General features: G+C 51.6%; 25 protein-coding genes and 1 pseudogene. 5 read left to right on the top strand and 21 right to left on the bottom strand.

Translation table 11 applies throughout. From position 1 onward, the window contains the following. Nucleotides 1–2 precede the first annotated feature (2 nt). The 9 genes and pseudogenes from AC50YL_RS27035 to AC50YL_RS26995 form a co-directional block, all read right to left on the bottom strand. Nucleotides 3–2,528: an ABC transporter permease gene (locus tag AC50YL_RS27035; protein ID WP_494836088.1), complete on the bottom strand. Its 2,526-nt coding sequence runs from the start codon at nt 2,526–2,528 to the stop codon at nt 3–5. A gap of 53 nt (nt 2,529–2,581) precedes the next feature. Continuing rightward, a complete protein-coding gene (locus tag AC50YL_RS27030) occupies nt 2,582–3,265 on the bottom strand; it encodes an ABC transporter ATP-binding protein (RefSeq protein ID WP_494836086.1) in 684 nt (227 codons plus the stop codon). A 98-nt stretch (nt 3,266–3,363) separates the two neighbouring features. Then, nucleotides 3,364–4,365 (bottom strand): sensor histidine kinase, encoded by a 1,002-nt coding sequence (locus AC50YL_RS27025; protein WP_494836711.1) that lies wholly within the window; start codon nt 4,363–4,365, stop codon nt 3,364–3,366. Between the two features lies 1 nt (nt 4,366). After that, a complete protein-coding gene (locus AC50YL_RS27020) occupies nt 4,367–5,050 on the bottom strand; it encodes a response regulator transcription factor (RefSeq protein ID WP_494836085.1) in 684 nt (227 codons plus the stop codon). 194 nt (nt 5,051–5,244) lie between these two features. Next, the gene (locus AC50YL_RS27015) at nt 5,245–6,540 is read right to left on the bottom strand and encodes a VanZ family protein (protein ID WP_494836084.1); all 1,296 of its coding nucleotides are present in this window, start codon (nt 6,538–6,540) and stop codon (nt 5,245–5,247) included. A 225-nt stretch (nt 6,541–6,765) separates the two neighbouring features. Continuing rightward, complete coding sequence (locus tag AC50YL_RS27010; RefSeq protein ID WP_494836709.1) at nt 6,766–7,065, bottom strand: Dabb family protein; 300 nt, start codon at nt 7,063–7,065, stop codon at nt 6,766–6,768. Between the two features lie 111 nt (nt 7,066–7,176). Continuing rightward, nucleotides 7,177–7,607: pseudogene (locus AC50YL_RS27005) on the bottom strand (cupin domain-containing protein); the annotation flags it as partial. A gap of 27 nt (nt 7,608–7,634) precedes the next feature. After that, complete coding sequence (locus tag AC50YL_RS27000) at nt 7,635–9,059, bottom strand: MFS transporter (protein WP_494836083.1); 1,425 nt, start codon at nt 9,057–9,059, stop codon at nt 7,635–7,637. A 148-nt stretch (nt 9,060–9,207) separates the two neighbouring features. Beyond that, on the bottom strand, nt 9,208–10,293 hold the full coding sequence (locus tag AC50YL_RS26995; protein ID WP_494836081.1) for an NADH-dependent flavin oxidoreductase: 1,086 nt from the start codon (nt 10,291–10,293) through the stop codon (nt 9,208–9,210). 197 nt (nt 10,294–10,490) lie between these two features. On the opposite strand from AC50YL_RS26995, the gene AC50YL_RS26990 reads away from it, so the two are divergent. The 3 genes from AC50YL_RS26990 (at nt 10,491) to AC50YL_RS26980 (ending at nt 12,679) form a co-directional block, all read left to right on the top strand. Beyond that, nucleotides 10,491–10,862: a winged helix-turn-helix transcriptional regulator gene (locus AC50YL_RS26990; protein ID WP_494836080.1), complete on the top strand. Its 372-nt coding sequence runs from the start codon at nt 10,491–10,493 to the stop codon at nt 10,860–10,862. A gap of 598 nt (nt 10,863–11,460) precedes the next feature. After that, nucleotides 11,461–12,096: a nuclear transport factor 2 family protein gene (locus AC50YL_RS26985; protein WP_494836079.1), complete on the top strand. Its 636-nt coding sequence runs from the start codon at nt 11,461–11,463 to the stop codon at nt 12,094–12,096. A gap of 70 nt (nt 12,097–12,166) precedes the next feature. Next, a complete protein-coding gene (locus tag AC50YL_RS26980; protein ID WP_494836078.1) occupies nt 12,167–12,679 on the top strand; it encodes a nuclear transport factor 2 family protein in 513 nt (170 codons plus the stop codon). Nucleotides 12,680–12,879: 200 nt separating this feature from the next. Here the strand turns inward: AC50YL_RS26980 and AC50YL_RS26975 are convergent, their stop codons facing one another. Further along, on the bottom strand, nt 12,880–13,908 hold the full coding sequence (locus tag AC50YL_RS26975) for an aldo/keto reductase (protein ID WP_494836076.1): 1,029 nt from the start codon (nt 13,906–13,908) through the stop codon (nt 12,880–12,882). A 304-nt stretch (nt 13,909–14,212) separates the two neighbouring features. Between AC50YL_RS26975 and AC50YL_RS26970 the strand changes: the two genes are divergently transcribed. Next, nucleotides 14,213–14,644, top strand: a complete 432-nt coding sequence (locus AC50YL_RS26970) for a MerR family transcriptional regulator (protein ID WP_494836075.1) — start codon at nt 14,213–14,215, stop codon at nt 14,642–14,644. A gap of 346 nt (nt 14,645–14,990) precedes the next feature. On the opposite strand, the gene AC50YL_RS26965 is transcribed toward AC50YL_RS26970, so the two are convergent. The 6 genes from AC50YL_RS26965 to AC50YL_RS26940 form a co-directional block, all read right to left on the bottom strand. Continuing rightward, a complete protein-coding gene (locus AC50YL_RS26965; protein ID WP_494836074.1) occupies nt 14,991–15,437 on the bottom strand; it encodes a cupin domain-containing protein in 447 nt (148 codons plus the stop codon). A 35-nt stretch (nt 15,438–15,472) separates the two neighbouring features. Further along, entirely contained in the window at nt 15,473–16,192 is a 720-nt protein-coding gene (locus AC50YL_RS26960) for an alpha/beta fold hydrolase (RefSeq protein WP_494836072.1), read from the bottom strand. A 20-nt stretch (nt 16,193–16,212) separates the two neighbouring features. Next, the gene (locus AC50YL_RS26955; RefSeq protein ID WP_494836071.1) at nt 16,213–16,755 is read right to left on the bottom strand and encodes an acireductone dioxygenase; all 543 of its coding nucleotides are present in this window, start codon (nt 16,753–16,755) and stop codon (nt 16,213–16,215) included. Between the two features lie 30 nt (nt 16,756–16,785). Then, the gene (locus AC50YL_RS26950; protein ID WP_494836069.1) at nt 16,786–17,448 is read right to left on the bottom strand and encodes an NAD(P)H-dependent oxidoreductase; all 663 of its coding nucleotides are present in this window, start codon (nt 17,446–17,448) and stop codon (nt 16,786–16,788) included. A gap of 676 nt (nt 17,449–18,124) precedes the next feature. Next, nucleotides 18,125–18,913 carry a TrmH family RNA methyltransferase gene (locus tag AC50YL_RS26945; RefSeq protein ID WP_494836067.1) on the bottom strand — a complete coding sequence of 263 codons (789 nt, stop codon included), beginning with the start codon at nt 18,911–18,913 and terminating at the stop codon, nt 18,125–18,127. A gap of 30 nt (nt 18,914–18,943) precedes the next feature. Next, nucleotides 18,944–19,609, bottom strand: a complete 666-nt coding sequence (locus AC50YL_RS26940; RefSeq protein WP_494836065.1) for a potassium channel family protein — start codon at nt 19,607–19,609, stop codon at nt 18,944–18,946. Between the two features lie 138 nt (nt 19,610–19,747). Here AC50YL_RS26940 and sspI point away from each other — a divergent pair, with 138 nt between their 5' ends. Then, nucleotides 19,748–19,990 (top strand): small acid-soluble spore protein SspI, encoded by a 243-nt coding sequence (gene sspI / locus AC50YL_RS26935; RefSeq protein ID WP_494836063.1) that lies wholly within the window; start codon nt 19,748–19,750, stop codon nt 19,988–19,990. A gap of 321 nt (nt 19,991–20,311) precedes the next feature. Here the strand turns inward: sspI and AC50YL_RS26930 are convergent, their stop codons facing one another. From AC50YL_RS26930 to AC50YL_RS26910, 5 genes are all read right to left on the bottom strand, one after another. Further along, nucleotides 20,312–21,409 (bottom strand): Gfo/Idh/MocA family protein, encoded by a 1,098-nt coding sequence (locus AC50YL_RS26930; RefSeq protein WP_494836061.1) that lies wholly within the window; start codon nt 21,407–21,409, stop codon nt 20,312–20,314. A 151-nt stretch (nt 21,410–21,560) separates the two neighbouring features. Then, a complete protein-coding gene (locus tag AC50YL_RS26925; protein WP_494836059.1) occupies nt 21,561–22,655 on the bottom strand; it encodes a Gfo/Idh/MocA family protein in 1,095 nt (364 codons plus the stop codon). A 44-nt stretch (nt 22,656–22,699) separates the two neighbouring features. Then, nucleotides 22,700–23,323, bottom strand: coding sequence for a ThuA domain-containing protein (locus tag AC50YL_RS26920; RefSeq protein WP_161746729.1), 624 nt, complete (start codon nt 23,321–23,323; stop codon nt 22,700–22,702). Nucleotides 23,324–23,369: 46 nt separating this feature from the next. After that, nucleotides 23,370–24,533 (bottom strand): Gfo/Idh/MocA family protein, encoded by a 1,164-nt coding sequence (locus tag AC50YL_RS26915; RefSeq protein WP_494836058.1) that lies wholly within the window; start codon nt 24,531–24,533, stop codon nt 23,370–23,372. Nucleotides 24,534–24,590: 57 nt separating this feature from the next. Further along, nucleotides 24,591–25,652 (bottom strand): LacI family DNA-binding transcriptional regulator, encoded by a 1,062-nt coding sequence (locus tag AC50YL_RS26910; RefSeq protein ID WP_494836057.1) that lies wholly within the window; start codon nt 25,650–25,652, stop codon nt 24,591–24,593. Nucleotides 25,653–25,725 lie beyond the last annotated feature (73 nt).

Genomic DNA, 25,725 nt, shown 5'->3' with positions numbered 1-25,725 from the left:
CTTCACTGGCTCTCCTGCTTCAAGGCATCGATGATATTGACCTTCTTGACCTTGGAGCTTGCGTACACCATCGCTGTACCGATGATGACAAACACCGCGGCGATCATATAGAGCATGCTCATCCATGGAAGGTTGAATCCATAATTGAATCGGTTCATGAACGCTCTATAAATGAGGTACATCAGCGCAATTCCGAGCGGCAACCCGTAAGCCAGCGATTTGATTCCATAAAACATGCTTTCGGAATGAATCATCTTATTGATGCCCTTGGACGTCATGCCCACCGATCTAAGCATTGCGATTTCTCTTGTCCTCAGAATCAAGCTGGTCGATATCGTATTAAAAATATTCGCGATTGAAATAATCGTGATTAACGCGACAAACCCGTATGCGAATACGTTAAACAGCAACATAAGCTGTTGATCCCGCTGTCTGGCCTGATATTCGCTCCGCACGAAAACATTGCTATCCATCTTTTCGATTTGGCGCTGGGTATCCAGCGGATGCTTACTGTCTAGGAACAGGCTCATGGATTGAACGTCGTCGGGACCCTTGAGATGAAGAGATTCCAACACCGCCTCCGACATGACCAGTTTAAGTTTGACGGTGTTCCACGGCTGGGATACGCCCATCGGCACTTGATCCGTCAAGGCTGCAATGCGCACGCTTGAAAGCTTATCGAATCCAAGTGGAATGGAGTCCCCTTTCCGAGTAGCTAGAACCCGCGACGCAATGAATTTATTAGATACGCGATCCTCGAACGAGGACGTGTCGATAACGATAGCGGATACCTTGTCAGGATTCCGCAAGGATCGAATGTCTGCCCCCGTCCTTTTCGCAAAAGCTTGCAGTTGTTCGTCGCGCAAGCCATTCACTTCCACCGCATACGAATAGTTTCCCGATCGGGCTGGAAAGCCGTTGTAATCGAACCAATTTCGAACGGCTTCCGGCACGAGCGAGGAAGGAATCAAGCTGTTGAAGGTATAGCGGTGAATGAGACTGAATGCCGTCACGTCGCGAAGCGAAACGAACGACTGGACTTGTCTCTGATCCAATGCCGGTCGCTCGACGGAGGGCTCAACTTGCATGTCATAATTGAGGCCGACTTGCGACAGCCGGAATGACTTCTCCAAATTAGCAGTGAAGAACGATACCGTTAAGAAGAGCACAATGCTGATCATGAGCGATAGGACCACGGTTCGGTAGCGACGATTGTTTCTTTTCAGGTTTTTCAGACCTAGTTCAGCTTCAATGCCAAGCAAGTTTCGTACGAGTCTGGAGGTTCTGACGTCTTCGTCCTTTAGTTTGATATCCTTGGTCTGCCGAAGGGCATCGATGGCGGATATGCTGGATGCTCTTCGTGCGGGAAGATACGTCGATATCCCGATCGTAAGTAGGGAGACCGCAACCGTAATCATGACGGATAATGGCCTAACCACAATCGAGAGGTCCTGCTCAATGTCGAACACGCCCCGAATGCTTGCATTCACGCCCCTAAACGTTATCGCCATGCCCGCCAACCCGCACAGGAAGCCCAAGGGAATACTGATTAACCCGATAATTGCTCCTTCAAAGAAAACAGCATTCCGCTTCTGCCTCTTCGTCGCCCCTACGCTGGATAGCAGGCCCAAATAGCGGGAACGCTCGGAGACGGAAATCGCGAAGGCGTTATAAATCAAAGCGATGGAACCCGCCATGATAATCCCGACGATGATCACGCTTAATGCCAGCAAGGTTACGCTAGTTTGCGTATTGCCAGTGACGCCAGAATATTGAAGCAAAGGATCGTTAAAACCCACAAGGTTAACGTGAATTTGTTTCGCCAACGCTCTGGCATGCCCATATAAGGAACGGTCGAGCTTCGTGAGTACGACGCTCGCATCCACTGTATCCGCAGGCCTGAGCGTGTTCTCATCCACATAAGTAAGAATCGTATATCCAGGAGCTTCGGCGGGCTCCAAGGCTGGACGGTCAATGATGCCCACGATGGTGAAGGTTTCCGGCTTCATGTGGACGAGAGCCTCTACCGATTTTCCGCCTTCCATCCGTAACCGGGTGTTTTGCTTCAATTCTTCGTGCAGCGCGTTGCCCTTGCTTCTATCCTCCCTTTCCCCGACCTGAAGGGAAAGCCTTTCCCCCATCTTGAACGCAACGCCCGCTTTAGTAACAATTTCATCGGAAATGACTACCTCGTTGGAATGTTGGGGAAAGCGGCCTTGCTTGAGCTCGATAGGGAAGTCGCTGAAACCAACCGTATTATAAGCTTCGATATACAAGTAAGGCTTATAAGCATTTTGCGAGCCAGACAACGCCGCATAGCCCAGGCTTTCGGTCAGGATGACGTCTTTCGTCTTTTCGTCCTTCTCGATCGCTTTTAGTTGATTCCGGGTTACATCATGATACCGCACATGCCACAACCCGTTGTTAGCGATCGCTTGCTTCTTCATTAGTTCCTGGAAGGAAAAAAACAAGGTCGCAACTGCCGTTACCATCGCTACGGAGATCATCACGCCCAGGATGGTAACCATCGTTCTCCGCTTATTCTGACATAAGTGTCTTAATGTTAATTGACTAACGATATTCATCGCCGGAGAACCTCGTCTCTCGCGATCTTCCCGTCTTCGATGGCAATAATGCGATCTGCCTGAAGGGCGATCCGTTCATCGTGCGTGATGACGATCAGTGTCTGTTTATACGTTCTATTCAGCATTTTCAGCAAATCGACAATATCACCGCTGTTTTTGCTGTCTAGGTTGCCCGTCGGTTCATCGGCCAAAATAATGGCCGGATTATTCATAAGCGCCCTGCCGATGGACACGCGCTGCTGCTGACCGCCGGACAGCTGGTTCGGCAGATGGCCCAGTCGCTGTCCAAGCCCCAACAAGCTCACCAATTCACCGAATTTACGCTTATCGACTTTCTGCTCGTCCAACAGAAGCGGCAGCTGCATGTTTTCCTCCACGGTCAATACGGGAAGCAGGTTGTAGAACTGGTAGATCAATCCGATCTGTCTGCGCCTGAAGATAGCCAGCTGTGTCTCGTCTAATGCGTAAATATCGATCTCATCAATGAGCACCTTCCCGCCGGTTGGGCAATCGACGCCTCCCAGCATATGCATCAACGTGGATTTGCCCGAGCCGGACGGGCCGACGATGGCGATAAACTCTCCTTTCTCAACGGACAAGGAGATATCGTCAAGCGCCTTAACGGCGGTATCCCCTCTTCCATACACTTTGGACAGTTGTTCGATTTTCAGTACGGGCATATAATCTCCTCCAATCAGGAATGAATAGACTCAGTATAGCTGTCCAAAGTGACGGTGGAGTGACTACGAAAGTGACGCCTTGGTCACCTAAGCCCCCGCTAGATGATTCGCTTGTAAAACCGGATCCGGAACCGGGTTCCCCGACCCGGCTCGCTTGTTACGTAGATGTCGCCATTTTGATTCGATATGATGCTGTGAGCCAGCGACAATCCGATTCCTGCGCTGCTTTCCCCCGCGTCCTTCCCTTTATAGAACCGCTTGAAGATAAGCGGAAGTTCTTCCTTCACGATCCCCTTGCCTTGATCTGCGATGATAATCTCCGTGTACAGCGCGTTCTCCGAATAATGAATCGTCAGTTCGCCGCCCTCCGGCGTATGTTCCACGCAGTTCTTCAAAATATTGATCAACGCTTCCGACGTCCAGTTCAGATCGCCCGTGAAGGATACGCTATCCTCGCCGGTAATGGATAAGACTTGTTCCTTGATGTCGATCGGCACCAGGACCGGCTGAATGGCTTTCTGGATCAAATCGCTCACGCTGATACGGTCTGTTCGGAATCCCGCGGTGCCTGCATCGATTTTGGATAGTTTGAGCAGAGCGGACACCAACCAATCTATCCGCTCCAGTTGAACGCTGATTTTGCGGGTGAACGCGATCCGCCTCTCCTCCGGCATAGTCGGATCATTCAACAAATCGGTCATAGCCGTCATGGAAGTCAATGGCGTTTTGATCTGATGGGAAATATCCGAGATCGCGTCTTTGAGGTAATCTTTATCCTTCAACAACAAAGCGTTCTGTTCGGATAGTCTGACGGTGACTTTGTAAATGTCGTTCTTGAGCAAGCTCAGCTCGCCTTCTTGATTATCTCGAACGTCCAACCCGTAATCGCCATTGCTGATTTGCTGCAGGTAACTCGCCAATCCTGCGAGCTGCTTATATCTCCATCTCGTAAACAGGAGGGAATAGAAAATCAGGAGCGCAGCGGCCAAGAGAACGATCCCCGAAGCAATAGTAGACAAAAAAGCTGCTGCTGCAGCCAAACTAAGACTGGTCAACGACATAACCAGCACCAAAACGCGAATTTCACGGTTTCGCAGTATCTCAATCACCCGCCTTATACCCTAAACCCCGAATCGTTCTTATGATCACAGGCTCTTTAGGGTCATCCTCGAGCTTCTCCCGCAGGCGCTTGATGTAGACGGTTAACGTATTATCGTTCACGAATTCCCCCGCAATGTCCCAGATCTGTTCCAGCAGCTGATTCCTGGAAAGCACCTGTCCGGTATGATTAACGAAAATGAGCAGCAACCGATACTCCAGCGCCGTTAACTGAATTTCCCCGCCTTGTTTATAGACTTTGCCCTCCAAGATGTTCACTCGAATGTCGCCAAGCTCAATAACGCTTTTACTTTGAGGAAGCTTCCGGTATCGGCGCATCACGGTCTTGATCCTCGAGATGAGCTCCCTTACCCGGAACGGCTTCGTGATATAGTCGTCCCCTCCCATATCAAGCCCCATGACCACGTTCACCTCATCGTCCAAGGCGGTTAGGAAGATCACCGGAATATCCCGCTCAGCCTTGACCATTCGGCATAGCTCATAGCCGTTTCCGTCAGGAAGCGTCACATCGAACAAACAGAGTGCCAGCTCTCCGGCATGTTGCCGTATTGCTTCCTTGGCCGAAGCGACGTCAAAGCAAAGCACGGTTTGGAAATGCTCCTGCTGGAGGGAGTATTCGAGCGCGGTAGTAATCGTCTTATCATCCTCGACCACTAGAATTTTCATGATACGCACCTTTCTCCTTTTGTAGCAGTATGAATACAAAACCGAATACGCATTCAGCTTCGTCAGCGGATAATGTGGATCTCGATAAATGGAAAGAAGGCCTTGAGGAATAATATCTCGGCCTTCTAGTCTTTTCCTGACTATGATCAATCGAACCGTGACTGCTACCTCTCTCTTTTCAAGTGAATTTCACATTACTTTCTAGCCGGTATTTGGCAATAAAATGCATGTTCGGTATCGTTGATATAGCCTTTGAATTCATACACAGGCTGGTAAAATCCTTTGGTATCGTACACATAGGTCAGTCCGTACCCATTCACGACAAGCCGATCACCCTTGTGAAACGACGCGTACATATAGAAATTACCGGATTGAACTTGCCCGAAAGCCTGTTTAGCGGAGATGATCGCCAGCTTGCGGTCAAATTTGTTCCAAATCGTTTGATTAAATAGATCGCTCAAGGTACCATCCTTAGCGAACTGCTCCATGATCATGCCGGAAACAAAATCATTTTCCTTATGAGCGAGATCCTCAGGCGCCATCGCGTCCCACCGTAAAATATTCTTGTCCTGCACGCTGAATACAGCATTATCAGGCAACAAACCGTTCTGTGAAAACCATTGCTCCATGTCTGCCCTTAGTTTGGTTACCTGATCTCCCGAGAGATTTACCCCTTCGTCTCCAGTACTGAAATGCCATCCGCCATCCTTAATCCCATAATTCAAGTCGGCTTGCCCGCCGTTCGATGTTATGCCCATAAATACGCGATTGTCGTCGCCTCCTCGGCGGATTGCTCCGGAGAAATGCACGGCAAATTTCTTGGATAGCTGCTCTGCAATATCTTTGCCTCGTTGCAATTGATTGGCATAGCTATTCCGGTAAACCGACGCCATGCCTGTGTCATCAGCCAAGAGCAGTTTATTTTCAATCGTCAATGCATCCATATCCTGCTTCGCTCCGGGGAGGATCGGCATGTTTCCAAATTCCTGCGCTTGATACTTAATCATTGCTCCGCCGATCAACACACCGAACAACGCGGGAATCATGACACCAAGCAGAACAAATTGGATCACGACGCGTTTCTGCCTGATACAGACCAGGATCGCCATTACGAAGAAGTACCCGGCTAGACCTCCGAGCAAATTATGAAAAATATCATCCAATTCAAAAATCCCTTTACCTGTTATAAGCTGAATGCACTCAATGCCGACAGTTGTCACCAGCGTAACAAGACAAGTGACCCAAAATGCTTGTGCTTTGCGCATGAGCAGCGGCAGCAGTACGCCCAGCGGAACGAACATGAGCATATTGAATAGAATCAACTGCAGTTCACTAATGGACCATTTATTCCATGCATTCACATAGCCGCTAAGTAAGTCGGTGTTTATATCGCCTGTGAAGCGTGCGCCCCGGCTGATCGTAGTTATGCCCAATACAACTAAGTACCAGCCGACAAGGAGAGTGAGCATGACCCATTGTTTTTTGGACATGCTTCTTTTTCCCCGCAAGACTCTTTTATAGATTGCTTGCACTTTCTTCTTGTCATTATTGAGCATTATACGATCCGACAGTGACTATTGGGTGACTCCTATGTTACTAAATCGTCACTTGAATGGATTGTAGTGAAATAATACGGGACGCCACTCTTTCCGCTAAAATAAAATAACCCCCCGGAAAGGGGGTTAGAATTTTAATTATGCCATGCGCGAGTCGAGTCAATACTCGTAGTCGATCACCATGGCACGCGTCGCCTCCCGTTTCCAACGATTTTCCTCAAAATCGTCATGCAACGGATGCGAGGCATACGCCGCGTAGTCCACCTGGCTGTCGAATACCATAGAAATTCCGTAATCCATATGGTTATTTGCTTTTAGCGGGAAAGCACGGAACTGCTTTACGCCTGGGATCATAGTCAGCTGCTGCTCTGCATCGCGCATGAAGGCCTCGGCAGCCTCAGAACCGGCTTCATGTTTAAGGCTAAAAATAATCATATGATGAATGTTCGTTTTTTCCATTTGCGTGTTCTCCTCTATTCGGGCAAACAATACCGATGCAAAAGACAATTTCGATTTCAAGTCGATTTGCGTTGTTGTTAAGCTTTGATTTGTAAGAACCGAGAACAAGAAGATTAAGAAGCGGACTGCAACGACTTTACGGTTTCCATCAGCCTGAAGAAATGCGGTCTCGATTCCGGAACGAAAAGAACGTCGCCTGCATCAAGCTCAACATCGAAGTATCCGACATCTTCCGAGCCTTTAATAAGAAGAATCCCTTTTCCGGCTGTCATTGCCCGAATTTCGTCTTCAAAACGCTTATTCATTGCTGCGGACTTTTGAAGCAGTCCGGTTAGATTGTGCATGGCTTCGGATAAGGTAATGACGACGGAGAGAATTTTCCGCCTCTCCTCATCGCTTAGCACGAACTTTTCTTTGAGCTCGTCAGGCAACTCGTCTGTATCCCAGTGCTTGTACAAGACGGACTGACTGTCGAGGAAAGCTGTTACTTGCTCTTCGGCTTCAATGCGCTCATTCGTATTGCGAATGCGAATCCGTGCCATAGTGCATTCCCTTCTCCCTTCAGCGTTTTAAACATGCATCTCTTGAGGAACGGCATCGGCAACCTCACTCTTGCCGCCGTTCACGAAAGCAAGAAGCAACGCAGCGATCGCAAAACATCCGCTTACGATTAATGCCGTATGGAAGCCCGATAACATGGCCTGGTTTGCAGATTCATGTACAGCCGAAGCGGTAACCGTCGTCGCGATGGTCGCCAAAATGGATAAGCCCAAGCTCCCCCCGAGCTGCAAGAACGTGTTCACGATGCCGCCGGCAATGCCGTGCTCTTCGGGTTTTACATCCTGCACGGAGCCGGCGATAACGGCCGTAAAGGACGCGCCGACCGAGAGCCCGAGCACGATAAAGGCCGGGAGAATAAACGAGACGTAGCTTTTATCCATATGCATATTGCTTAACCAGAACATGCCGATCGCGTTGATCGACTGCGTGACGATCAGGAGTCTTTTTGCCCCGAACTTACGCATGAAGAAAGGCGTGATTTGCGTGACAACGATCGATGCCAAACCAAGCGGCAAGAAAGCCATGCCGGTAGCCAAAGACGAATAACCAAGCTCGTGGAAATACAGCGTCGAGAAATACATGAAGCCGGTCAGATACGAATACATCAGAAATCCGATAATATTGGACGTGACAAGCGAGCGAAACTTGAACAGACGAAGCGGCATTAACGGGTTCTTGGCATATTTTTCAACCATGATGAACACGCCAATCAGTAATACTCCTGCAATCAACAAGATAATCTTCGCAGCTGACCAACTGCCGTCGACATCCGGCATGGAGATCCCATACACCAGAACGAAAATACCAGCCAGTACGGACATCAATCCGGACCAGTCGATGGATTGTTTGTCGCCCTTTACGGAAGGACTTATTTTCACGAACATTAATCCGATGATGAGCAGGATGCCGAGCGGCACGTTCAGATAGAACAACGATCTCCAGCCCGCCGAATCCGTCAGCAATCCGCCGACGATCGATCCGCCCGCCGCTCCCGCTGACCCTAAGGCGCCGAAAATCCCGAATGCTTTGTTGCGCTGCGGCCCGGCCGGGAAATTGTTGCTGATGAGCGACATCGCCGCGGGAATGGAAAGGGCAGCGCCGATTCCTTGGATCGCCCTGCTCCCAATCAGCCAGAGCTGATCGGTCGCCAAGGCGCCAGCCAGCGAAGATACCGCGAAAATAGCCAAGCCCATGATTAAAACGCGTTTTCTGCCAAGCAAATCGCTTGCCCGTCCTCCGATCATCAGAAAACACGCGAACGTCAGCACGTAAGAAGTGACAACCCATTGCAAATCGTTCGCCTGCATGTGCAGCGCCGTTTGAATGGAAGGCAGTGCGACGGTTACGGTCGAACCGTTCATAACCTCGATAAACTGGGCAAAACAAACAATAATCAGCAACAACATATTCGCTTTCGATATACGATCACTCACTGTTTCTCCACTCCTATAGTTATCTATAATGAATCAAGGAACGATGCGTCCTCTCGTCCTGCTTAACATTGGTTAGGGGAATGCCTTGAGACGATTTAGCGCAAGATACATCCATCATAATTTCTTCTCGGTAAGTTGAACGCTATGGTTATTCCGCAAATGGAATGAAATGTTCAATCATTTCCCATAAGGCATCGGGAAGCTGCAAATCCTGTCGGTCGCCGCGGTTTAATTCCTTCTTGATGAGCTCTTCATTGCCTTCGCGTACCTTTTGAACCCATCGCGGATCCAAAAGCAATCCTCTACCGATCGCGAGAAGCTCTACGCCGGTGGACAATGCCTTGGCAGCATCATCGGGCGTTTTGATTTCGCCTACGCCGATCAGGACCGTACGATCGCCGACGACATCTTTAAGAATTTCCATCCGGGACCGGGTATCGTCCGTGCCCCTGCGCGGCTTCGACCAGAAATGATGGAGAGAAACATGGATGTAGTCCAGTCCTTGATCCGCAAGGACATCGACGTTACGGATGGTGTCCGCCATCGTCAATCCGTTCGCTTCTGCTTCCTCCGGAGAGATTCGGTATCCGATGATAAACGGCTTTCCGCTTTCTGCCGCCGCTTTTTTGATTTCGCGAATAACGGCGAGCGGGAAGGCCAATCGCTTCTCGGGCGTACCTCCCCATTCGTCCGTACGACGATTGTAATGAGGGGAAGTAAACTGCTGAACCAGGAATCCGTTCGCGCCGTGAATTTCGACTCCGTCGAAACCCGCATCGATGGCTCGTCTTGCAGCATCGCCGAATTTTTTGATAATAGCCTCAATCTCGGCAGCGGATAACTCGCGCGGCAGCGGGAATTGGCTATTATCCGCCGCTACGACGCTAGGAGCTTCCTCTGCGCCGTTTGCTCCCTCGTGTAATAATTGCATCACGGCAGCGGCTCCGTGGGATTTCAAGACAGCGCTGAGTTTTCGCAGCCCCGGAATATGCCCGTCGGTCTCCACGGCCGGCAAGCCCGGATAGTGATTGCCTTCTTGGATCGTCGTAGCCGATGTAATAACCATCCCGACATCCTTAACCCTCATATCGTAGTAAGCCAATTCTGCCTGAGACGTAAACCCGCCGGGCAGCGAACCCAAATGACCCATCGGCGACATGACGATTCTGTTCTTCAATTCTTTGCCGCTTTGCAGCAAAAGCGGTTCGAAAATCGATTTGTAAGCTTTTGTCATTTTTCGTTTCCTCCATTAATAAATAAAAGTTAATTTCACGAACTACGATCTCTGACACCCTAAAAATGCGCCATTGATTGCGGAATAGAAAGGAACGCATTAGGTTAGTACTACCAGTGACATTAAGAACGTTAATTAATATAATTAATCTTAGTAAGTTTATTTTTTAGTCTAATGCCATAAAAGAAAGTGAGTTGATGATATTGAAGTGCTCGAAGTTTGATATGCCTTGCATTGAATCGATTTCTGAAGTATTGCAATTTCTTTCAGGAAAATGGACTTTTCTCGTCATCACGGAGCTTCTGAAGGAGCCCCAGCGTTTTAATCAATTGCGAAGAAATTTAGGTAACGTGAATACGAAAGGTTTAACGGATACGTTACGGAACTTAGAAGAACATCAAATGATCAAACGCCAAGTCTTTCCCACCGTTCCAGTGACGGTCGAATATTCAATTACGGAAAAGGGAGAGTCCTTCTCGAGCGTTTTCACTGAAATAAATCGATGGAAAACCGAATGGGATTCTCCTGTTAAAACTCAACTCGTTGAACCTCAAACGATTGAAGGGTAATGAAGCAGCTCGTCTCCCATTAGCGGATCAAGCTCGAAGTTTCGATAAACAATTTGCACTAGGGATGTTGTTTGCCTACATATGCAAACCCTCTTCTCTTTAGGATTGTAAGTGAGCTTCACTTGCTTCGGGATCAACTATAACAGGCCTTCTTACCTTTCGTAAGAAGGCTATTATTTTAAGTATGCTTTAGAAAAGTAAAGTCATGCTTCCCGGTTTTAGTTGACCGTCCACTGACGTTCCAACGAGACCCGACTGAATCCTCTCCTCTTTGACTAACTTCCTTTTCATCATTCTTTAGACGGGCGCTTGACTTTAGTTTTCTAAAGCATATTTAAAAAAAGTGCGTTCTTATGAAGGATCCGATTACCTGTTATAGTTGACCCCGAGGCAATTGAAGCACAATTACCATCCCAATCGAGAAGAGGTTTTCACCCATGTAGGGAACGCACGATATACGAATAAATCATACCTGTCGGGAGGAAAGATACACTTGGGGAGCGATCGACCTAAGGAGTAACTTCCGACGTCACTCGTTTTATGCGGCATGTCAGAAACATCGTGAATAAACAAAAAACCATATAAAGGACATGATCATATGTTGAAGAACAAGCATTTTTTTATGAGCGTTATTTTAGGTGTAGTCATTCTAACGACTATACTCTCAGGATGCTCGGAGCAAAATAATGCGACCAAGCAAGGTGCTCAAGCAGAGCAAAATGTTCAGGCGCAGCAAGTAGCGAATATCACGGAGCTTGAAGCCAACTATCAACGCTTGGAGGATATGGAGCAAATCAAACAATTAAAAGCCCGCTATTTCCGTTTTGTCGATGAGAAGAAATGGACCGAGTTTGGCGAGTTGTTTACGTCGGATGCCAAAATCATTTCCGAAGGCGTGGACTATTCCAAAGGCGGGGGAGCAGCATACGGGAAGATGATCGGGGATCTTGTGGGTAAAGCGCCGACGGTCCACCACGGGTATATGCCCGAGATCGAGATGATCGACAAAGAGAACGCCAAAGGGATTTGGGCGATGGAGGACTTGTTGACCTTCCCTGACGCGAAGGGCGCTTATCCGGGACATCACGGGTATGGCCAGTATCACGAGACGTATAAAAAAGTGAATGGCGTTTGGAAGATCAGCAGCACGGAGCTAACGCGCTTCCGCATGGATCCGCTTAAGAACTGGGATCCGAGTACAGACCCTGTCACTGGACAGCCCGTAACCAAGTAAGGCCTGAAGAGCCGGAGCTTAAGTGGAACTTCATTATATAAACGAATAAATAAACAAAGGATGTGAACGTATGTCAGTATACACGGCTCAACAATTAGCAGTAAGAATCGAAGAATTGGAAGAGAAATATCGGCGTTTGGAAAACATCGAACAAATCAAGCAATTAAAAGCCCGTTATTTCCGTTATGTCGACGAGAAAAATTGGACTGCGTTTGGAGATCTGTTTACATCGGATGCCACGATTATTTCGCAAGGCGTGGATTATTCCAACGACGGTGCAGCAGCTTACGGGAAGATGATCGGGGACCTTGTGGGCAAAGCGCCGACGGTTCACCACGGCTATATGCCCGAGATCGAGATCATCGACAAGAATAACGCCACAGGGGTTTGGGCCATGGACGATTTGTTGACCTTCCCTGAAGCGAAGGACGCTTATCCAGGTCATCATGGGTACGGCCAATACCGCGAAACGTATAAAAAAGTGAATGGCGCCTGGAAAATCAGCAGCACGGATCTAACGCGGTTCCGCATGGATCCGCTTAAGAACTGGGATCCGAATACAGACCCTGTAACCGGAAGGTAAGCGGGCACTATAAATGCATAGAAAAATCCCCCTTTCGGACGCTCAAATAGCGTTCGAAAAGGGGATTTTCCATGAATCCTAGACTACCGCTGTATGAATATAACTATCGTTCCGTTAATTCAACGCCCATAGCACTTGAGTTTTTTGGTGTTGAACCCAGAATCCTAATCTACTAATCGAAAGCTCTTCTCTGGTCGTTATCAGTTGCGGTTGGCGATTCTGCCGGCGAATTGACCATGAAGGGATTGTTTGAACTGATCCGCCCCCAGAAAATCATGCGGGAATCCCAGAGGGATACTGCTGGCGTTGGTTAACGAATCCATCTGTTCACGTGTCAGCTCGAAGGTTAGGCAGTTTAAATTGTCTTTGATCTGCGTTTCCGTTCTTGCTCCAATAATCGGGATTGTCGTTCCTTCCTGTTGCCTGATCCAGTTAAGGGCTACTTGTGCGGGAGTTTTGCCGATCTCTTGAGCAATGCTTTCAACCGTTTCCAATATAGAGCGATTTCTATCCGAAACACTTTCCCCAGTAAAGTCAACCCGCTTAGAGTCCTCTGGCCTGCCTCCTTTGTATTTGCCGGACAACACGCCACCACCCAGCGGAGACCAGGCGGTTACCCCAATGTCCAACGCTTTTGCCATAGGGATTAAGTCGCGTTCCGCTTCCCTCTGGACCAGACTGTATGGCACCTGTAATCCGGTGAATGGAGTCCAGCCCCGCAGCTCTGCCATTGTATTGGCTTTTGCGACAATCCACGCCGGAGTGTCTGAGATGCCGATGTACAGAATTTTCCCGGCTCGAACCTGGTCGTCCAAAGCCCGCATCACCTCTTCGACCGGCGTCATAAAATCCCATGCATGCAACCAATACATATCAATATAATCGGTTTTCAATCGTTTCAAGCTTGCGTCTAGGGATTGAACCAGGCTCTTGCGGTGATTCCCTCCGCCGTTCGGGTCATTCGGATTCATGGTCAGCGAATATTTCGTGGCTATGACAAATTTCTCCCGCTCCGATGCAACGAATCCCCCGAGGAATTCTTCGCTGTCTCCTCCCGTGTACATGTTGGCGGTATCAATCAGATTTCCTCCCGCCTCAACATAAGCGTCAAAAATCTTGCGACTTTCCGTTTTATCCGCTCCCCAACCCCAGCGATCCCCGAATGTCATCGTACCCAAAGCGATGTCCGATACTCTTAATCCGCTTTTACCAAGCAACTTGTATTTCATTTGATTTCACTCTCCCATTAACTTTTATAACCAAGTTATCGTTCCGGTCCGGTAATTTACCGATTGTTTCTATCCCCTTTCATAAAACCGCAAGATTACCATACGGTGTACGTTGTTTCGTACAATTCAAATCCTACAATCTAGAGTTCACTCTAGATCAAGTGGTTAATTTTTGATTTCTGTTTCGATGTCCCTGTGAGGGACCCTTAATATTTGGTTTATCGTTTCCAATCGCGTATATTCTAAATCATAAAGAACAATAGGATTCAATGAAATGATTAGCGGAAGGTGGATCATAATCAGAATGAACGAAGAATTTACGATCGGCCAAGTTGCAGAAAAGACGGGGTTGTCCATCCATACCTTAAGATATTATGAAAAAGAAGGTATTCTGCCGATCATCAAAAGAAACGAAAGCGGTATACGTATGTTTGAATATGAGGATATCCAGTGGATCAATCTCCTTAACTGTCTTCGTAGTACCGGTATGCCAATTGCTCAACTTAAAGACTATGCCGATCTCACTTTACAAGGAGACCGGACAGGTGAAAAAAGGTTGGAAATTCTTGAGAAGCAAAAAGAAAAAATAGAGGAACAAGTGAATACATTGAAGTCTCACATCGACCTGCTTAATGCTCAAATGGAGTGGTACCCCAGATTAAAAAAAGACAATATTCCATTTGATCATGCAATGAAGACGTGGTTAAAGGATGGTAAATTACCTCCTGAACAATAGTGAACTCTAAGTTGTAGGATCAAATTGTGCGAAACATCACTGCACAAATAATTCAAATTTCAGAGGGCTATTCATACAGGAAACAAAGTGTCGATTATAAAAATCAGCAAGTATTGGAGAGCAGCCACCTTCGAACACGATGGGGCCATCGGCATCCGCATTCATTCGTTCTCCCATTCATTCCGCATAATATCGCTATGTACACGCAATTACTTCAAAGCTATTGCTGCATCAAGCAGACCGATGGCTGCCTTTAAGCCTATGACTAAAAGAGCGGGACAAAGCGGAAATAATCCCGCTCTGTCCCGCTCCTTTTAGATTGTTATTTGATGAAGTTCGCGCTTGATTATTTCAACATCATCGGAGGCCCGATGATCACGGTATCGTTATCTGCCGCAATTTGAACGATTTCCTCGAGCGAATGACGACCGATTTCAGGGAAGAAATCGTCGATCCCGCCCGGCGTGAAGATGAACAGCATCCGCCCCGTGTCTGGACCTACGTTAGCCCACGCGTGAGACACGCCGCGAGGAACCCAGACGCTTGTTCCAGCGGTGGCATCGAATTCTTCGTCGCCGACTTGGAAACGGAAAGTGCCTTCAAGAATTTCAAACGTTTCCTCGCGTTCGTTATGGATATGCTTCGGCGGGCCCATCAGAGACGGTACACGCGCTTCTATGATCGTCATTGTTCCTCCAACCTGATTGCTGTGAAGGCGTACGGTCATCTTCTCTCCTGGCATTGTGTCGAACCATTCGAGATCCTTAGCGTAATTCACGACTGTTTTATTCATTTTTGTCATTCTCCTTTATTCTCGTGGGGTAATGGTTAGGTTAACTTCAGCAGATTAACCGCCAATTCTTCGGTGTGCGAATAGAATGGCGAGTGGTCCGTGTCCATGGTAATGACTCGTTCACAAGGCGTTCGAGTGCGCATCGCGCGTTGTAACTGGATTGGAATTGCTTTATCCTTCAGCCCTTCGATATATACGCGGGGGACAGAACCGAATTTTTCGTCCGACAGCCGAACAGGCGTAACCAACGGTACCAGCGGGTCTAGACAAAGCTTTTCTTTTGCCGTCCTAAAGTCCATTTCAGAACATTCGGCATAGAGGTGACTCCGGACCGCTTCATCTCTAAGACCCATATATGTTTGATCCTCGTCTATGAAGACTGCCGTAGGAGCGTCATCTCCTAGATCAACGGTTGCGAAGACTTGAAACATGGACTGATCATTCTCCGGAAGAAACGCGCACAAATAAACAAGCTTTTCGATTTTTTCGGGGAAATATTCGGCTGTCTGGCTGATGACCATCCCTGCCATGCTGTGCCCCACTAAAATGACCTTCTCGGATTCCTTCTCTAGAATAGTGCCCAGACGATCCGTATAGCTTCGCAAGTTAATATCGGAAATCGGCGTAAGATCTTGGCCGTGCCCGGGTAAGTCAAATGCGATTACCCGGTGCGCCGCTTCTTCGAGCATGGGTACTATTTTTTCCCAACACCAAGCTCCATGCCACGATCCGTGCACCAGTACGAACGTACTCATCACTACCACTCCAATTAAGCTTAATTTCTCTCGAACTCTGCGTCGTTGTATGGCGAAGCAATCCAACCTTCGTTCTCGATGAAGAGGCGGACCGCTACGATTTCACGCGTATCCATCAGCGTGAAGAAATGGGGCTTCGATTCCGGAACGGAAATGACGTCACCGGCTTCAAGCTCAACGTCGAAGTAGCCGATATCTTCCGTGCCCTTAATAATGAAGACCCCTTTTCCGGCGGTAATGGCGCGGATTTCATCTTCGGAATGCGTATGCACCGCTTCGAACTTTTGAAGCAGCTCGTCCAAACCGGACGTTGCTTCGGACAGAGTGATGACGTCCCATATCTTATAGCCGCGCCGATTGGCCAAGTCTTTGATTTCTGCGTCATAGATGGCAAGAATTCGCAGCTTCTCCTCATCGCTCAACACGAATTTTCCCTTAAGTTCGTCCGGCAATTTGGCAGTATCCCAGTGCTCGTACAAGACGCCCTGCTTACCTAGGAAGAAGCGCACTTGATCTTTAACATCAATACGTTCATTCGTATTCCGAATTCTAATTTGAGCCATGTGTATTCCTTCTCTCTTTACATAACGGTATTACACGAATTGAACGAGGTCTTCCATATGCCGCCTCGTTTTGGCGCGCCCCGGCTCTTTGGAACGGTAGCCGAATGCCGTCATCACGCTCAAACCGTATTCGCCGTCTCCAAGCAACCCTTTTTTGTCGAGCAGCTCATTGACGGCATCCAATTCGAAGCCTTCGATCGGACAGGAATCGATGCCGATATGCGCCGCGGCCGTCATCATATTGGCCATCGCCAAGTACGTCGACTTCGCAGACCAGTCCAGCAGCGCCCGTTCGGAATCCAGATGAAGGGCATCGTAAAATTGCGCGTAAGCTTGCTTCATGCTTTGATAGATTTCTATAGGCATACCCTTCACTTGGGTTTGCTGTTCTATGACGTACGAAGAATCATGCGTGAGCCCTTTTCTAGCCAAAATGATAACGAAGTGGCTCGACGTAGGCAGCGACCGAATTGCACCGGATACAAGAGGTGCAAGGTTCTGTCTGAATTCAGGACTTTGCACGACGATGAATTTCCAAGGCTCATTGCCTCCAGAGCTCGGAGAAAGGCGGCCGGCCTCGAGAATGAATTGAAAATCCTCATCGGATATTTTTTTCGTCGGATCGAATTCTTTGGTTGCATGCCTGAAATAAAACGTGGACAACAATTCCGTTTTTTTTGCTTCGATATCCATTTATTAAAGTTCACCTCGCAAGTCGATTTTTGTGGTTAATTAGGATATTCATTGAGCTTCATTCGCTGTGGGGTCAACTATAACAGGTATTCTTTATTTTCATAAGAAGGCTATTTTTTTTAATATGCTTTAGAAAAGTAAAGTGATGCTTCCTGGCTTGTCGTATCCTGCTGCTTAAACCAGGTCGCTTGGTGAACCAGGCTAACCTTTAATTCGGGATGGCTTTGCTCTCAAGCGTTGGCCATGAGGAAGGCCGATGGCAGACCGGTGTTGCTGGCGGTACGCTCGATAACCCCGGAGGAGACGTACTTCAAACGATGTCTCGCTCGGCTAAGCATCGTATCGCTGTTTAAATAAAAAAGCGGTTGAGCAGGATAGTTAATCCTTCTCAACCGCTTTCTATTTCGCTTTGCTGCATGCGATCCGATCTGGTTTGTTCGGCAGATAAAATTGGTATCTCATTCCATTCGGCGGCCCTCGGTCCAATGGAGCGGGATTATTAGTATAAATACTGTATTTTTCTAATGAACGGAAATGAAAAAGTCCTGATAAATCAAGGGTTTCTTGATCATCAGGACTCAATCGCTCTGCCAAAATACGTTACATATCTATGCCGTAACAAGCTCCAACCGGTGCCAAATTGAATTACAACTCGCTCAACCACACTACGCTAAACTCAAGCATACCGCCGCTGCCGCATCGCCTCGTACAACAATACCGTCGATGCCATCGCCACGTTCAGCGATTCCGAACGCCCGTGCATCGGAATGATGATTCGCGTGTCGACCTGCGCGAGCGCCGCGTCCGATAAGCCATTCGACTCGCTGCCGAGCAGCAGCCACGTCGGTCCGCGCCAGTCGTAGCCGTAGCAAGTGGCGGACGCCTGCAGGCTTGTCCCGACCACATGGATGCCCTGCTTCTTCGCCTCGGGCAGCAGTTCCGCCAGATCCCCTTCAATGACGGGCAAATGAAACAGAGACCCCATCGTAGAACGCACCGTCTTGGGGTTGTACAGGTCGACGCAGCCGCGGCCGAGGACGACCGCGTCCGCGCCGACGGCATCCGCGCTGCGAATGATCGTGCCGACATTGCCGGGGTCGCGGACGGCGTCCAGCACGACGACCAGCGAGTTCGCCCTGTACAAGGCCGATGCATCGGCGAGCGGCTTCGCGACGACGCCGAATACGGGCGGCGGGGTATCCGTCCCCGTGCATTTGGCCATGATCGCGGGCGTCGCTTCGATCAGCTCGCAATCGGTTTGTCCGAGCAGCGTTCGAAGCTCGGCGGGCACGCCGCGCTCGGTATCGACGACGATCGTTTCGACGTCCGCGCCGGCTTGAAGCGCCTCCTGTACCAGATGCACGCCTTCGATAATGAAACGTCCGCTGCGATCCCGGTGCTTCTTCTCGAGCAGGGCCGCCATCGTCTTCACTTTTTCGTTTTGCAGGGAAGTAATGCTTGCCATTCGATGATTTTGATTCCGCACGTTATCTACTCAGCCTTCCGCATAAACAAGTTCTAATTCGGATAAATCCTCGGTCTTGCCGACAATCACGAGCACGTCGTCTTCCTCGATGACATTTTCCGCCGAAGGCGCGATGTTCATCTCCGTCCCTTTCTTGATGGCCAGAACGTTGCATTTGAACCGGGCCCGAATGTCGAGCTGCACGAGATTGCGGCCGACCGTAAAGTCCGGCGCTTTCATCTCCACGATGCTGTAGTCGTTCGACAGCTCGATGTATTCGAGAATATTCGGCGAGATGAGATGATGCGCGACCCGCAGCCCCATATCCCGTTCGGGGAAGACCACCTTGTCCGCGCCGATCTTGTTCAGCACTTTGCCGTGCAGCTCGTTCTGGGCTTTCACGATCAACTCCGGCACGCCGAGCTCCTTCAGAATCAGCGTCGTCAGGATGCTGGCCTGGATGTCCTCGCCGATGGCAACGACCACGACGTCGAAATTCCGCAGACCGAGCGAACGAAGCGCTTCCTCGTCCGTCGAATCCACCGCGACCGCATGCGTGACCCAATTGGACGCTTCCTGGATCTTCTGCTCGCTGACGTCGATCGCCAGTACCTCGAAACCCAAATCGGACAGCTCGTGGGCGACGCTGGATCCGAACCTTCCCATCCCGATGACGGCATACTGCTTCTTCGCCAAAACCAACCCTCCCGCAACGACTTCAAGTTAGCTTATTATAGCATAACTTCCGGCGATAACCGAGTCGCGGCACGCGCCGAAGCGGCATGAATTCACCTTGCCGGGGAGATATTAAACGGGAAATCAGGTGATGGAGGGATGGGTTTGAACAATCTTGATTTGCGGCAGGCTATCGTACGCCGGGTTCAAAATAAATCCGGCGAGGAATTGACCGACGTTATCGAAAGCTCCATCGGCAGCGACGAAAAGGCGCTTCCCGGCCTTGGCGTGCTGTTTGAGATGATTTGGCAAAACAGCAAAGGCCCGGAGCAAAACCGGATGGTGGAGCTGCTCTTCAATCATCTTCGCGGCATGGAGAGCGCGAACCCGAGTCCAAGCTGACGTACGCGGCCCAGGATCGCGATACACTTAAATAACGCGACTTCGCCGATGCCGACGCGCATCGCGCATCCGAAGGCGTGACACCAAGGAAGCGCCGTGCCCTGTGCATGGCGCTCCTTAGCGTACATACCGGACAATATTAAACCGTGCTCCTCTCGTTCATAGCGTCCCAATAGTCAACGTGGAGCATACGGCGGATACCGGTCAATTATTTCCTGCGAACAAGAAAACAGCCTGCCCCTCCGGGCAGACTGTCCTCATATGTCCATCTCTTGGCGTCCGCATCGCGGCGTCGATCTCATGGAACCTATCGCATGCTGCTTACGCGGTCGGCAGGTTTTCCAGCGCCGGCATCGGCTCCGGACGTTCGCAGGTGCTTTCCATCACGTAATGCTTGCCTTCGGCGGACGCGTCATGGAAGCCGTGCATCGCTTCCAGCACATGGTAAGCCATCGCGCCGTTGGCGCGGTGCCGGCCGCCGTCGCGGATCGCGCGCGCCATATCGGCCACGCCGATGCCGCGGTTGTTGTCGGTGTTGCCGTGGGTAAGCGCAACCTCTTCCCACTCGCCGCCGGCGCGGCGCAGCTTCACGGTGCCGCCGAACATGTTCGGATCCGGCACGAGCAGGGAACCTCCGCTGCCATGCACTTCGATGTTCGGCAGCGACGTCCCGGCTTTCGTATCGAAGCTCGTGATGAGCGTACCGACGGCGCCGCTCGCGAAATCGATAACGCCGGCGATATGCGTCGGCGTCTCCACTTTCATGACCTTGCCGTTCTTTTTCTCGCTCGTGATCGTCCGTTCCGGGTAAGAAATGACCGCGGATCCGGTTACTCTGCGAATCGGGCCAAGCAGCGTGACGTACGCCGTCAAATAATATGGCCCCATATCGAACATCGGCCCGCCGCCGACCTCATAGAAAAACTCCGGATCCGGATGCCAGCCCTCCGGACCGCCGCCCATCATGAAGCCGGATATCGAGATCGGCTGTCCGATCGCGCCGTCGTCGATCAGCTTCCGGCAGGTCTGGATGCCGCCGCCGAGGAACGTCTCCGGCGCGCTCGCGACGCGCAGCCCCTTGGCCGTCGCCAGCTCCAGCACGCGCTTGCCTTCCTCGCGGGTAACGGCAAGCGGCTTCTCGACGTACACGTGCTTGCCGGCTTCCAGCGCCTGCAGGCATACGGTTGCATGCGCTTTCGGAAACGTCAGATTCACGACGATCTCGATCTCCGGATCGGACATCAGCTGATCGACGGTGTACGCTTTGGGCAAACCGAATTCCTCGGCGCGCAGCTTGGCGCGGTCCAGATCGATGTCCGCAGCGGCAACAAGCTCGATTTCGGGATACTTCTTCAAATTCGTAAAATAAATTTGACTGATATTGCCGCAGCCGACAACACCGACTTTAACAGGCTTCATCCACGTCTGCTCCCTTTTTGGCCGAATGGGAAGAAACGGTTGCCGCCGCTCTCCAGCGGTACGGGTTTCTTCCTGCTGCTTCGTGCATTGCAAAACAGCCCGCCTCCCGGGCAGGCTGTCTCCCTAATTGCAGTATACGCGATATCGGGCGTTATTTCGACTGCGACGCCAACGCCGGCATCGGCTCCGGACGCGCGCAGCTGCTCTCCATGACGTAATGCTTGCCGTCGCGGGAGGCGTCGTGAATGCCGTGCATCGCTTCCAGCACGTGATACGCCATCTCGCCGTTCGCGCGGTGCTGGCCGCCTTCGCGGATCGCGCGGGCCATGTCCGCCACGCCGATGCCGCGGTTGTTGTCCGTGAAGCCGTGCGTCAGCCCGATCTCTTCCCAATCGCCGCCGGCGCGGCGCAGTTTCACGACGCCGCCGAAACCGTTCGGATCCGGCACGAGCAGCGTGCCGGCGCTGCCGTGCACTTCGATATTCGGCAGCGCCGTGCCTGCCGCCGCGTCGAAGCTCGTGATCAGCGTGCCGATCAACCCGTTCTCGAAATCAAGCACGCCCGTGATGTTCGTCGGCGTCTCGACGGCAATCTTCTTGCCGCGTTTCTTCTCGCTCGTGATCGTCCGCTCCGGGTACGAGATCCGCGCGGAGCCGGTTACCCGGCTGATCGGACCGAACAAGGTCACGAATGCCGTCAGGTAGTACGGGCCCATATCGAACATCGGGCCGCCGCCGACTTCGTAATAAAATTCAGGATCCGGATGCCAATTCTCATGGCCGCCGCAGATCATGAAACCCGTCGCCGATACCGGCGTGCCGATCGCGCCTTCGTCGATCAGCTTGCGGCAGGTTTGGATGCCGCCGCCCAGGAACGTTTCCGGCGCGCTCGCGACGCGAAGGCCCTTCGCGGCCGCCAGTTCCAGTACTTGCTTGCCTTCCTCGCGCGTCACCACGATCGGCTTCTCGACGTACACGTGCTTGCCGGCTTCCAGCGCCTGCAGGCATACGGATGCATGCGCTTTCGGAATCGTCAGGTTGACGACGATTTCGATCTCGGGGTCGGCGAGCAGCTGCTCGACCGTGTATGCATTCGCGACGTCATACTCCGCCGCGCGCTCTTTCGCGCGTTCGATATCGATATCGGCCGCGGCGACGAGCTCGACCTCGGGATAGTGCTTCAAGTTCTTAAAATAAATCCGGCTGATATTGCCGCAGCCGATAATGCCGACTTTGACTGGCTTCATGGATCATTTACCTCCCTGGAATCATTCTTATGATTGCAATCGGTTTAGCGCGCGGCCCACAGAAAACCGCGGCGCATCAGCTCGAGCGTTTGCGGCATGGCGACAATGTCCGCCTGATGGCCCAGCGAGTTGTAATACACGCGGCCTTGTCCCCAGGATTTCGTCCAGACGACCGGCATCTTCACGTCGCCGAAGCTCGTCGTCGCATGTACCTTGACTGCCGGATCGACATGCATGTAATACTGCTCGGAGACGACTTCGAAATCGCCGATGCCGCTCGTGAGCGGCTCATCCGCATCGACCATGTTGACGTCGTACCGGACGCCGTCGTTGCCCGGATGCGCGACCCATTGGCCGCCGACCATGAACTGAAAATCCGTCTCGTTGCGGAACGAATCGCCCATGCCGCCATGGCAGCCCGCGATGCCGCAGCCGGCGTTCACGGTATCCAGCAGAAGGCGAAGCTGTTCCCGCTCGATCTGTCCCATCGTCCAGACCGGCACGATCAGGTCGAGACTGCCCATCAATTCGGCATCGGCGAACGAATCGAGCGTATCCGATACCGTGACGTCGAATCCTTCCTCGCGCAGCATGCCGGCGAAGATTTCGCCGACTTCCTTCGGCTGATGTCCGTCCCAGCCGCCCCATACGATAAGTGCTTTTTTCATTTTCGCTATCATCCTCTGTTCTGAAGTATGGAGTTGACGTTATCGATTAACGCAGCTCCGATATGGCGACCCAGCGCCGCTCCGCGATGGACTTATCCACCGCTTCCAATACCGCTTGGCACTCCACGCCGTCTACGAAATTCGGCACCGGCTGACGGTTCTCGGTAATCGCATTCATGAATTCCACCATCTCGTGCGTGAACGTGTGCTCGTACCCGATCGTGTGACCGGCCGGCCACCAGTTCTCGCTGTAGGCGTGCGCCGCATCCGTCGCAAGCACGCGGCGGAAGCCCTGCACGTCAGGGGCATCGTCCGTGAAATACACCTCAAGCTCGTTCACGCGTTCAAAATCGAATTTGATGCTGCCTTTGCTGCCGTTGATCTCGAACGAGTTCGTGCAGCGGTGTCCCGGCGCGAAGCGCGTCGCCTCGATGCTGCCAAGCGCGCCGTTCGCAAATCGGGCCAGGAAGACCGTCGCGTCGTCTACCGTGACCTGACCCTTCGGCGCATCCTTGTCGCCTTTGGCGCTGAGCCCGGTCATCTCCGTCGGCAGCGGACGTTCCTTGACGAACGTTTCGCTCATGCCGATGACTTCGTTAAACTCGCCCACGAGGAAACGGGCCATGTCGATCACGTGCGCCCCGAGGTCCCCATGAGAGCCGGAACCGGCGATCTCCTTCTGCAGCCGCCAGACAAGCGGAAACTGCGGATCGACGATCCAATCCTGCAGAAAGAAGCCCCGGAAGTGATAAATCTTGCCGATACGGCCTTCCGCGATCAGCTTCTTCGCCAGCTGCACGGCCGGCGCGAAGCGGTAGTTGAAGCCGACCATATGCTTGACGCCGGCTTTCTCCGCCGCGTTCAGCATCTCGACGGAATCCGCCAGATTCAGCGCCAACGGCTTCTCGCAGAAGATATGCTTGCCCGCTTCCGCCGCAGCGATCGCGATTTCCTTGTGCGCATCGCTCGGAGCGTTGATATCGACGACGTCGATATCGTCCCGCGTGACGAGCTTGCGCCAATCCGTTTCGGCGTTCTCCCAGCCGAATTGCGCGCGCGCCTGCTCGAGGCCGGCGGCGTCCCGGCCGCAAATCGCCGCCATCTGCGGACGCGTCACGTTCGGGAAGAACATCGGCAGCGCGCGATACGCGTTGCTGTGCGCTTTTCCCATGAATTTATAACCGATCATCCCTACTCGAATGTTGCTCATCGTTTCGTTCCGCCTCTCATGAGATTAGGTCGAGCATAACAATACGAAAAACAAGTTTCAGGCATTGGTCGTTCCGGCAGGCGAAGAAGAGGCGCGCGGAATGAGCTTAACGGGCAATTTGACATCGAACGCGGCCGAGCCGTCTTGATCCGCAACGGCATCGAGCAGCCTGGATGCGGCTTCGCTGCCGATATCGAAGAAGGGGACGCGGATCGAAGTCAGCGGCGGATCCGTCATGCGCACGATATCGGAATCGTCGCAGCCGATGAGCGCCACGTCTTCCCCGACTTTGACGCCCGATTCCTTCAAGCCTTGCAGCAGGCCGATCGCCATCCGGTCGTTCGCGGCGATGACGGCATCGATATGCCCTGCCTGCACGAGCGCTGCAACCGCTTTCGCTTGCTGGTAGCCGCTCGTGCGGCTGTAGTTGCCGAGCAGCACCCGTTCCGGCATGAACGCCAATCCCGCTTCTTCCAAGGCCTCCCGATAGCCCCGCAGGCGATCCTTGCTGTTGGAATACACGGCAGGACCGTTAAGGAAACCGATCTTCCTGCAGCCTTGCCCCAGCAGATGCCGCACCGCGTCTCGGCAGCCCGTCCGCTGATCGGCGTCCACCGAGTTGTAGGCTTCGCCGTCGTAACGCTGATTGACCAGGCAGAACGGATGGTTACCGTCCTTTAATTCGGCCAGCGCCTCGCGTTCGGAAGGCACATCCTGCGCGCCGATGATGATGCAGCCATCCACCTTCTGCGTGCGGAACAGATTGGCATAGTCTCTCGGCTCGTCGGGTTCGCGGAAAAGCAGCAGCAGATCGTAACCGCGCTGCTTGGCGGTCATGCCGATGCCGCTCAACACTTCGGAGAAATAATACGTCGAGAACAGGTTCACCTTCGGCAGCATCGGCAGGATCACGCCCAAATTCCCGCTTCTCCGCAGCGCGAACCGCTGAGCAAGCGCGCTTGGCACGTAATTCAACTGCCGGGCGGCCTCCAAGACCCGTCTCGCCGTTTCCTCTTTCACCGATCCGACGCCGCTAAGCACCCGCGACACCGTCGCCTCCGATACGCCGGCAAGCTCAGCGACTTTTTTCCGGATAAGTCCTCTCTCCCGTCTGGCCAAAACTCAAAATGTACACGCGTACATTCTCTCATGGCATCCATCTATTGTCAACGGCAATCCGTAGGAAATTCAT

The sequence above is a fragment of the Paenibacillus sp. J22P277 genome, assembly GCF_059383675.1.
Note: the sequence above shows the minus strand (reverse complement) of the source record. Positions and strands in the feature narration are given on the sequence as shown.

Excerpts from the sequence above, each read along its gene's own strand:
- AC50YL_RS27035 (WP_494836088.1), bottom strand. The coding sequence starts at position 2,528 with ATGGTTACCATCCTGGGCGTGATGATCTCCGTAGCGATGGTAACGGCA.
- AC50YL_RS27030 (WP_494836086.1), bottom strand. The coding sequence starts at position 3,265 with ATGCCCGTACTGAAAATCGAACAACTGTCCAAAGTGTATGGAAGAGGG.
- AC50YL_RS27020 (WP_494836085.1), bottom strand. The coding sequence starts at position 5,050 with ATGAAAATTCTAGTGGTCGAGGATGATAAGACGATTACTACCGCGCTC.
- AC50YL_RS27015 (WP_494836084.1), bottom strand. The coding sequence starts at position 6,540 with ATGTCCAAAAAACAATGGGTCATGCTCACTCTCCTTGTCGGCTGGTAC.
- AC50YL_RS27010 (WP_494836709.1), bottom strand. The coding sequence starts at position 7,065 with ATGGAAAAAACGAACATTCATCATATGATTATTTTTAGCCTTAAACAT.
- AC50YL_RS26995 (WP_494836081.1), bottom strand. The coding sequence starts at position 10,293 with ATGACAAAAGCTTACAAATCGATTTTCGAACCGCTTTTGCTGCAAAGC.
- AC50YL_RS26990 (WP_494836080.1), top strand. The coding sequence starts at position 10,491 with ATGATATTGAAGTGCTCGAAGTTTGATATGCCTTGCATTGAATCGATT.
- AC50YL_RS26985 (WP_494836079.1), top strand. The coding sequence starts at position 11,461 with ATGTTGAAGAACAAGCATTTTTTTATGAGCGTTATTTTAGGTGTAGTC.
- AC50YL_RS26980 (WP_494836078.1), top strand. The coding sequence starts at position 12,167 with ATGTCAGTATACACGGCTCAACAATTAGCAGTAAGAATCGAAGAATTG.
- AC50YL_RS26975 (WP_494836076.1), bottom strand. The coding sequence starts at position 13,908 with ATGAAATACAAGTTGCTTGGTAAAAGCGGATTAAGAGTATCGGACATC.
- AC50YL_RS26970 (WP_494836075.1), top strand. The coding sequence starts at position 14,213 with ATGAACGAAGAATTTACGATCGGCCAAGTTGCAGAAAAGACGGGGTTG.
- AC50YL_RS26965 (WP_494836074.1), bottom strand. The coding sequence starts at position 15,437 with ATGAATAAAACAGTCGTGAATTACGCTAAGGATCTCGAATGGTTCGAC.
- AC50YL_RS26960 (WP_494836072.1), bottom strand. The coding sequence starts at position 16,192 with ATGAGTACGTTCGTACTGGTGCACGGATCGTGGCATGGAGCTTGGTGT.
- AC50YL_RS26955 (WP_494836071.1), bottom strand. The coding sequence starts at position 16,755 with ATGGCTCAAATTAGAATTCGGAATACGAATGAACGTATTGATGTTAAA.
- AC50YL_RS26950 (WP_494836069.1), bottom strand. The coding sequence starts at position 17,448 with ATGGATATCGAAGCAAAAAAAACGGAATTGTTGTCCACGTTTTATTTC.
- AC50YL_RS26945 (WP_494836067.1), bottom strand. The coding sequence starts at position 18,913 with ATGGCAAGCATTACTTCCCTGCAAAACGAAAAAGTGAAGACGATGGCG.
- sspI (WP_494836063.1), top strand. The coding sequence starts at position 19,748 with ATGGGTTTGAACAATCTTGATTTGCGGCAGGCTATCGTACGCCGGGTT.
- AC50YL_RS26930 (WP_494836061.1), bottom strand. The coding sequence starts at position 21,409 with ATGAAGCCTGTTAAAGTCGGTGTTGTCGGCTGCGGCAATATCAGTCAA.
- AC50YL_RS26925 (WP_494836059.1), bottom strand. The coding sequence starts at position 22,655 with ATGAAGCCAGTCAAAGTCGGCATTATCGGCTGCGGCAATATCAGCCGG.
- AC50YL_RS26920 (WP_161746729.1), bottom strand. The coding sequence starts at position 23,323 with ATGAAAAAAGCACTTATCGTATGGGGCGGCTGGGACGGACATCAGCCG.
- AC50YL_RS26915 (WP_494836058.1), bottom strand. The coding sequence starts at position 24,533 with ATGAGCAACATTCGAGTAGGGATGATCGGTTATAAATTCATGGGAAAA.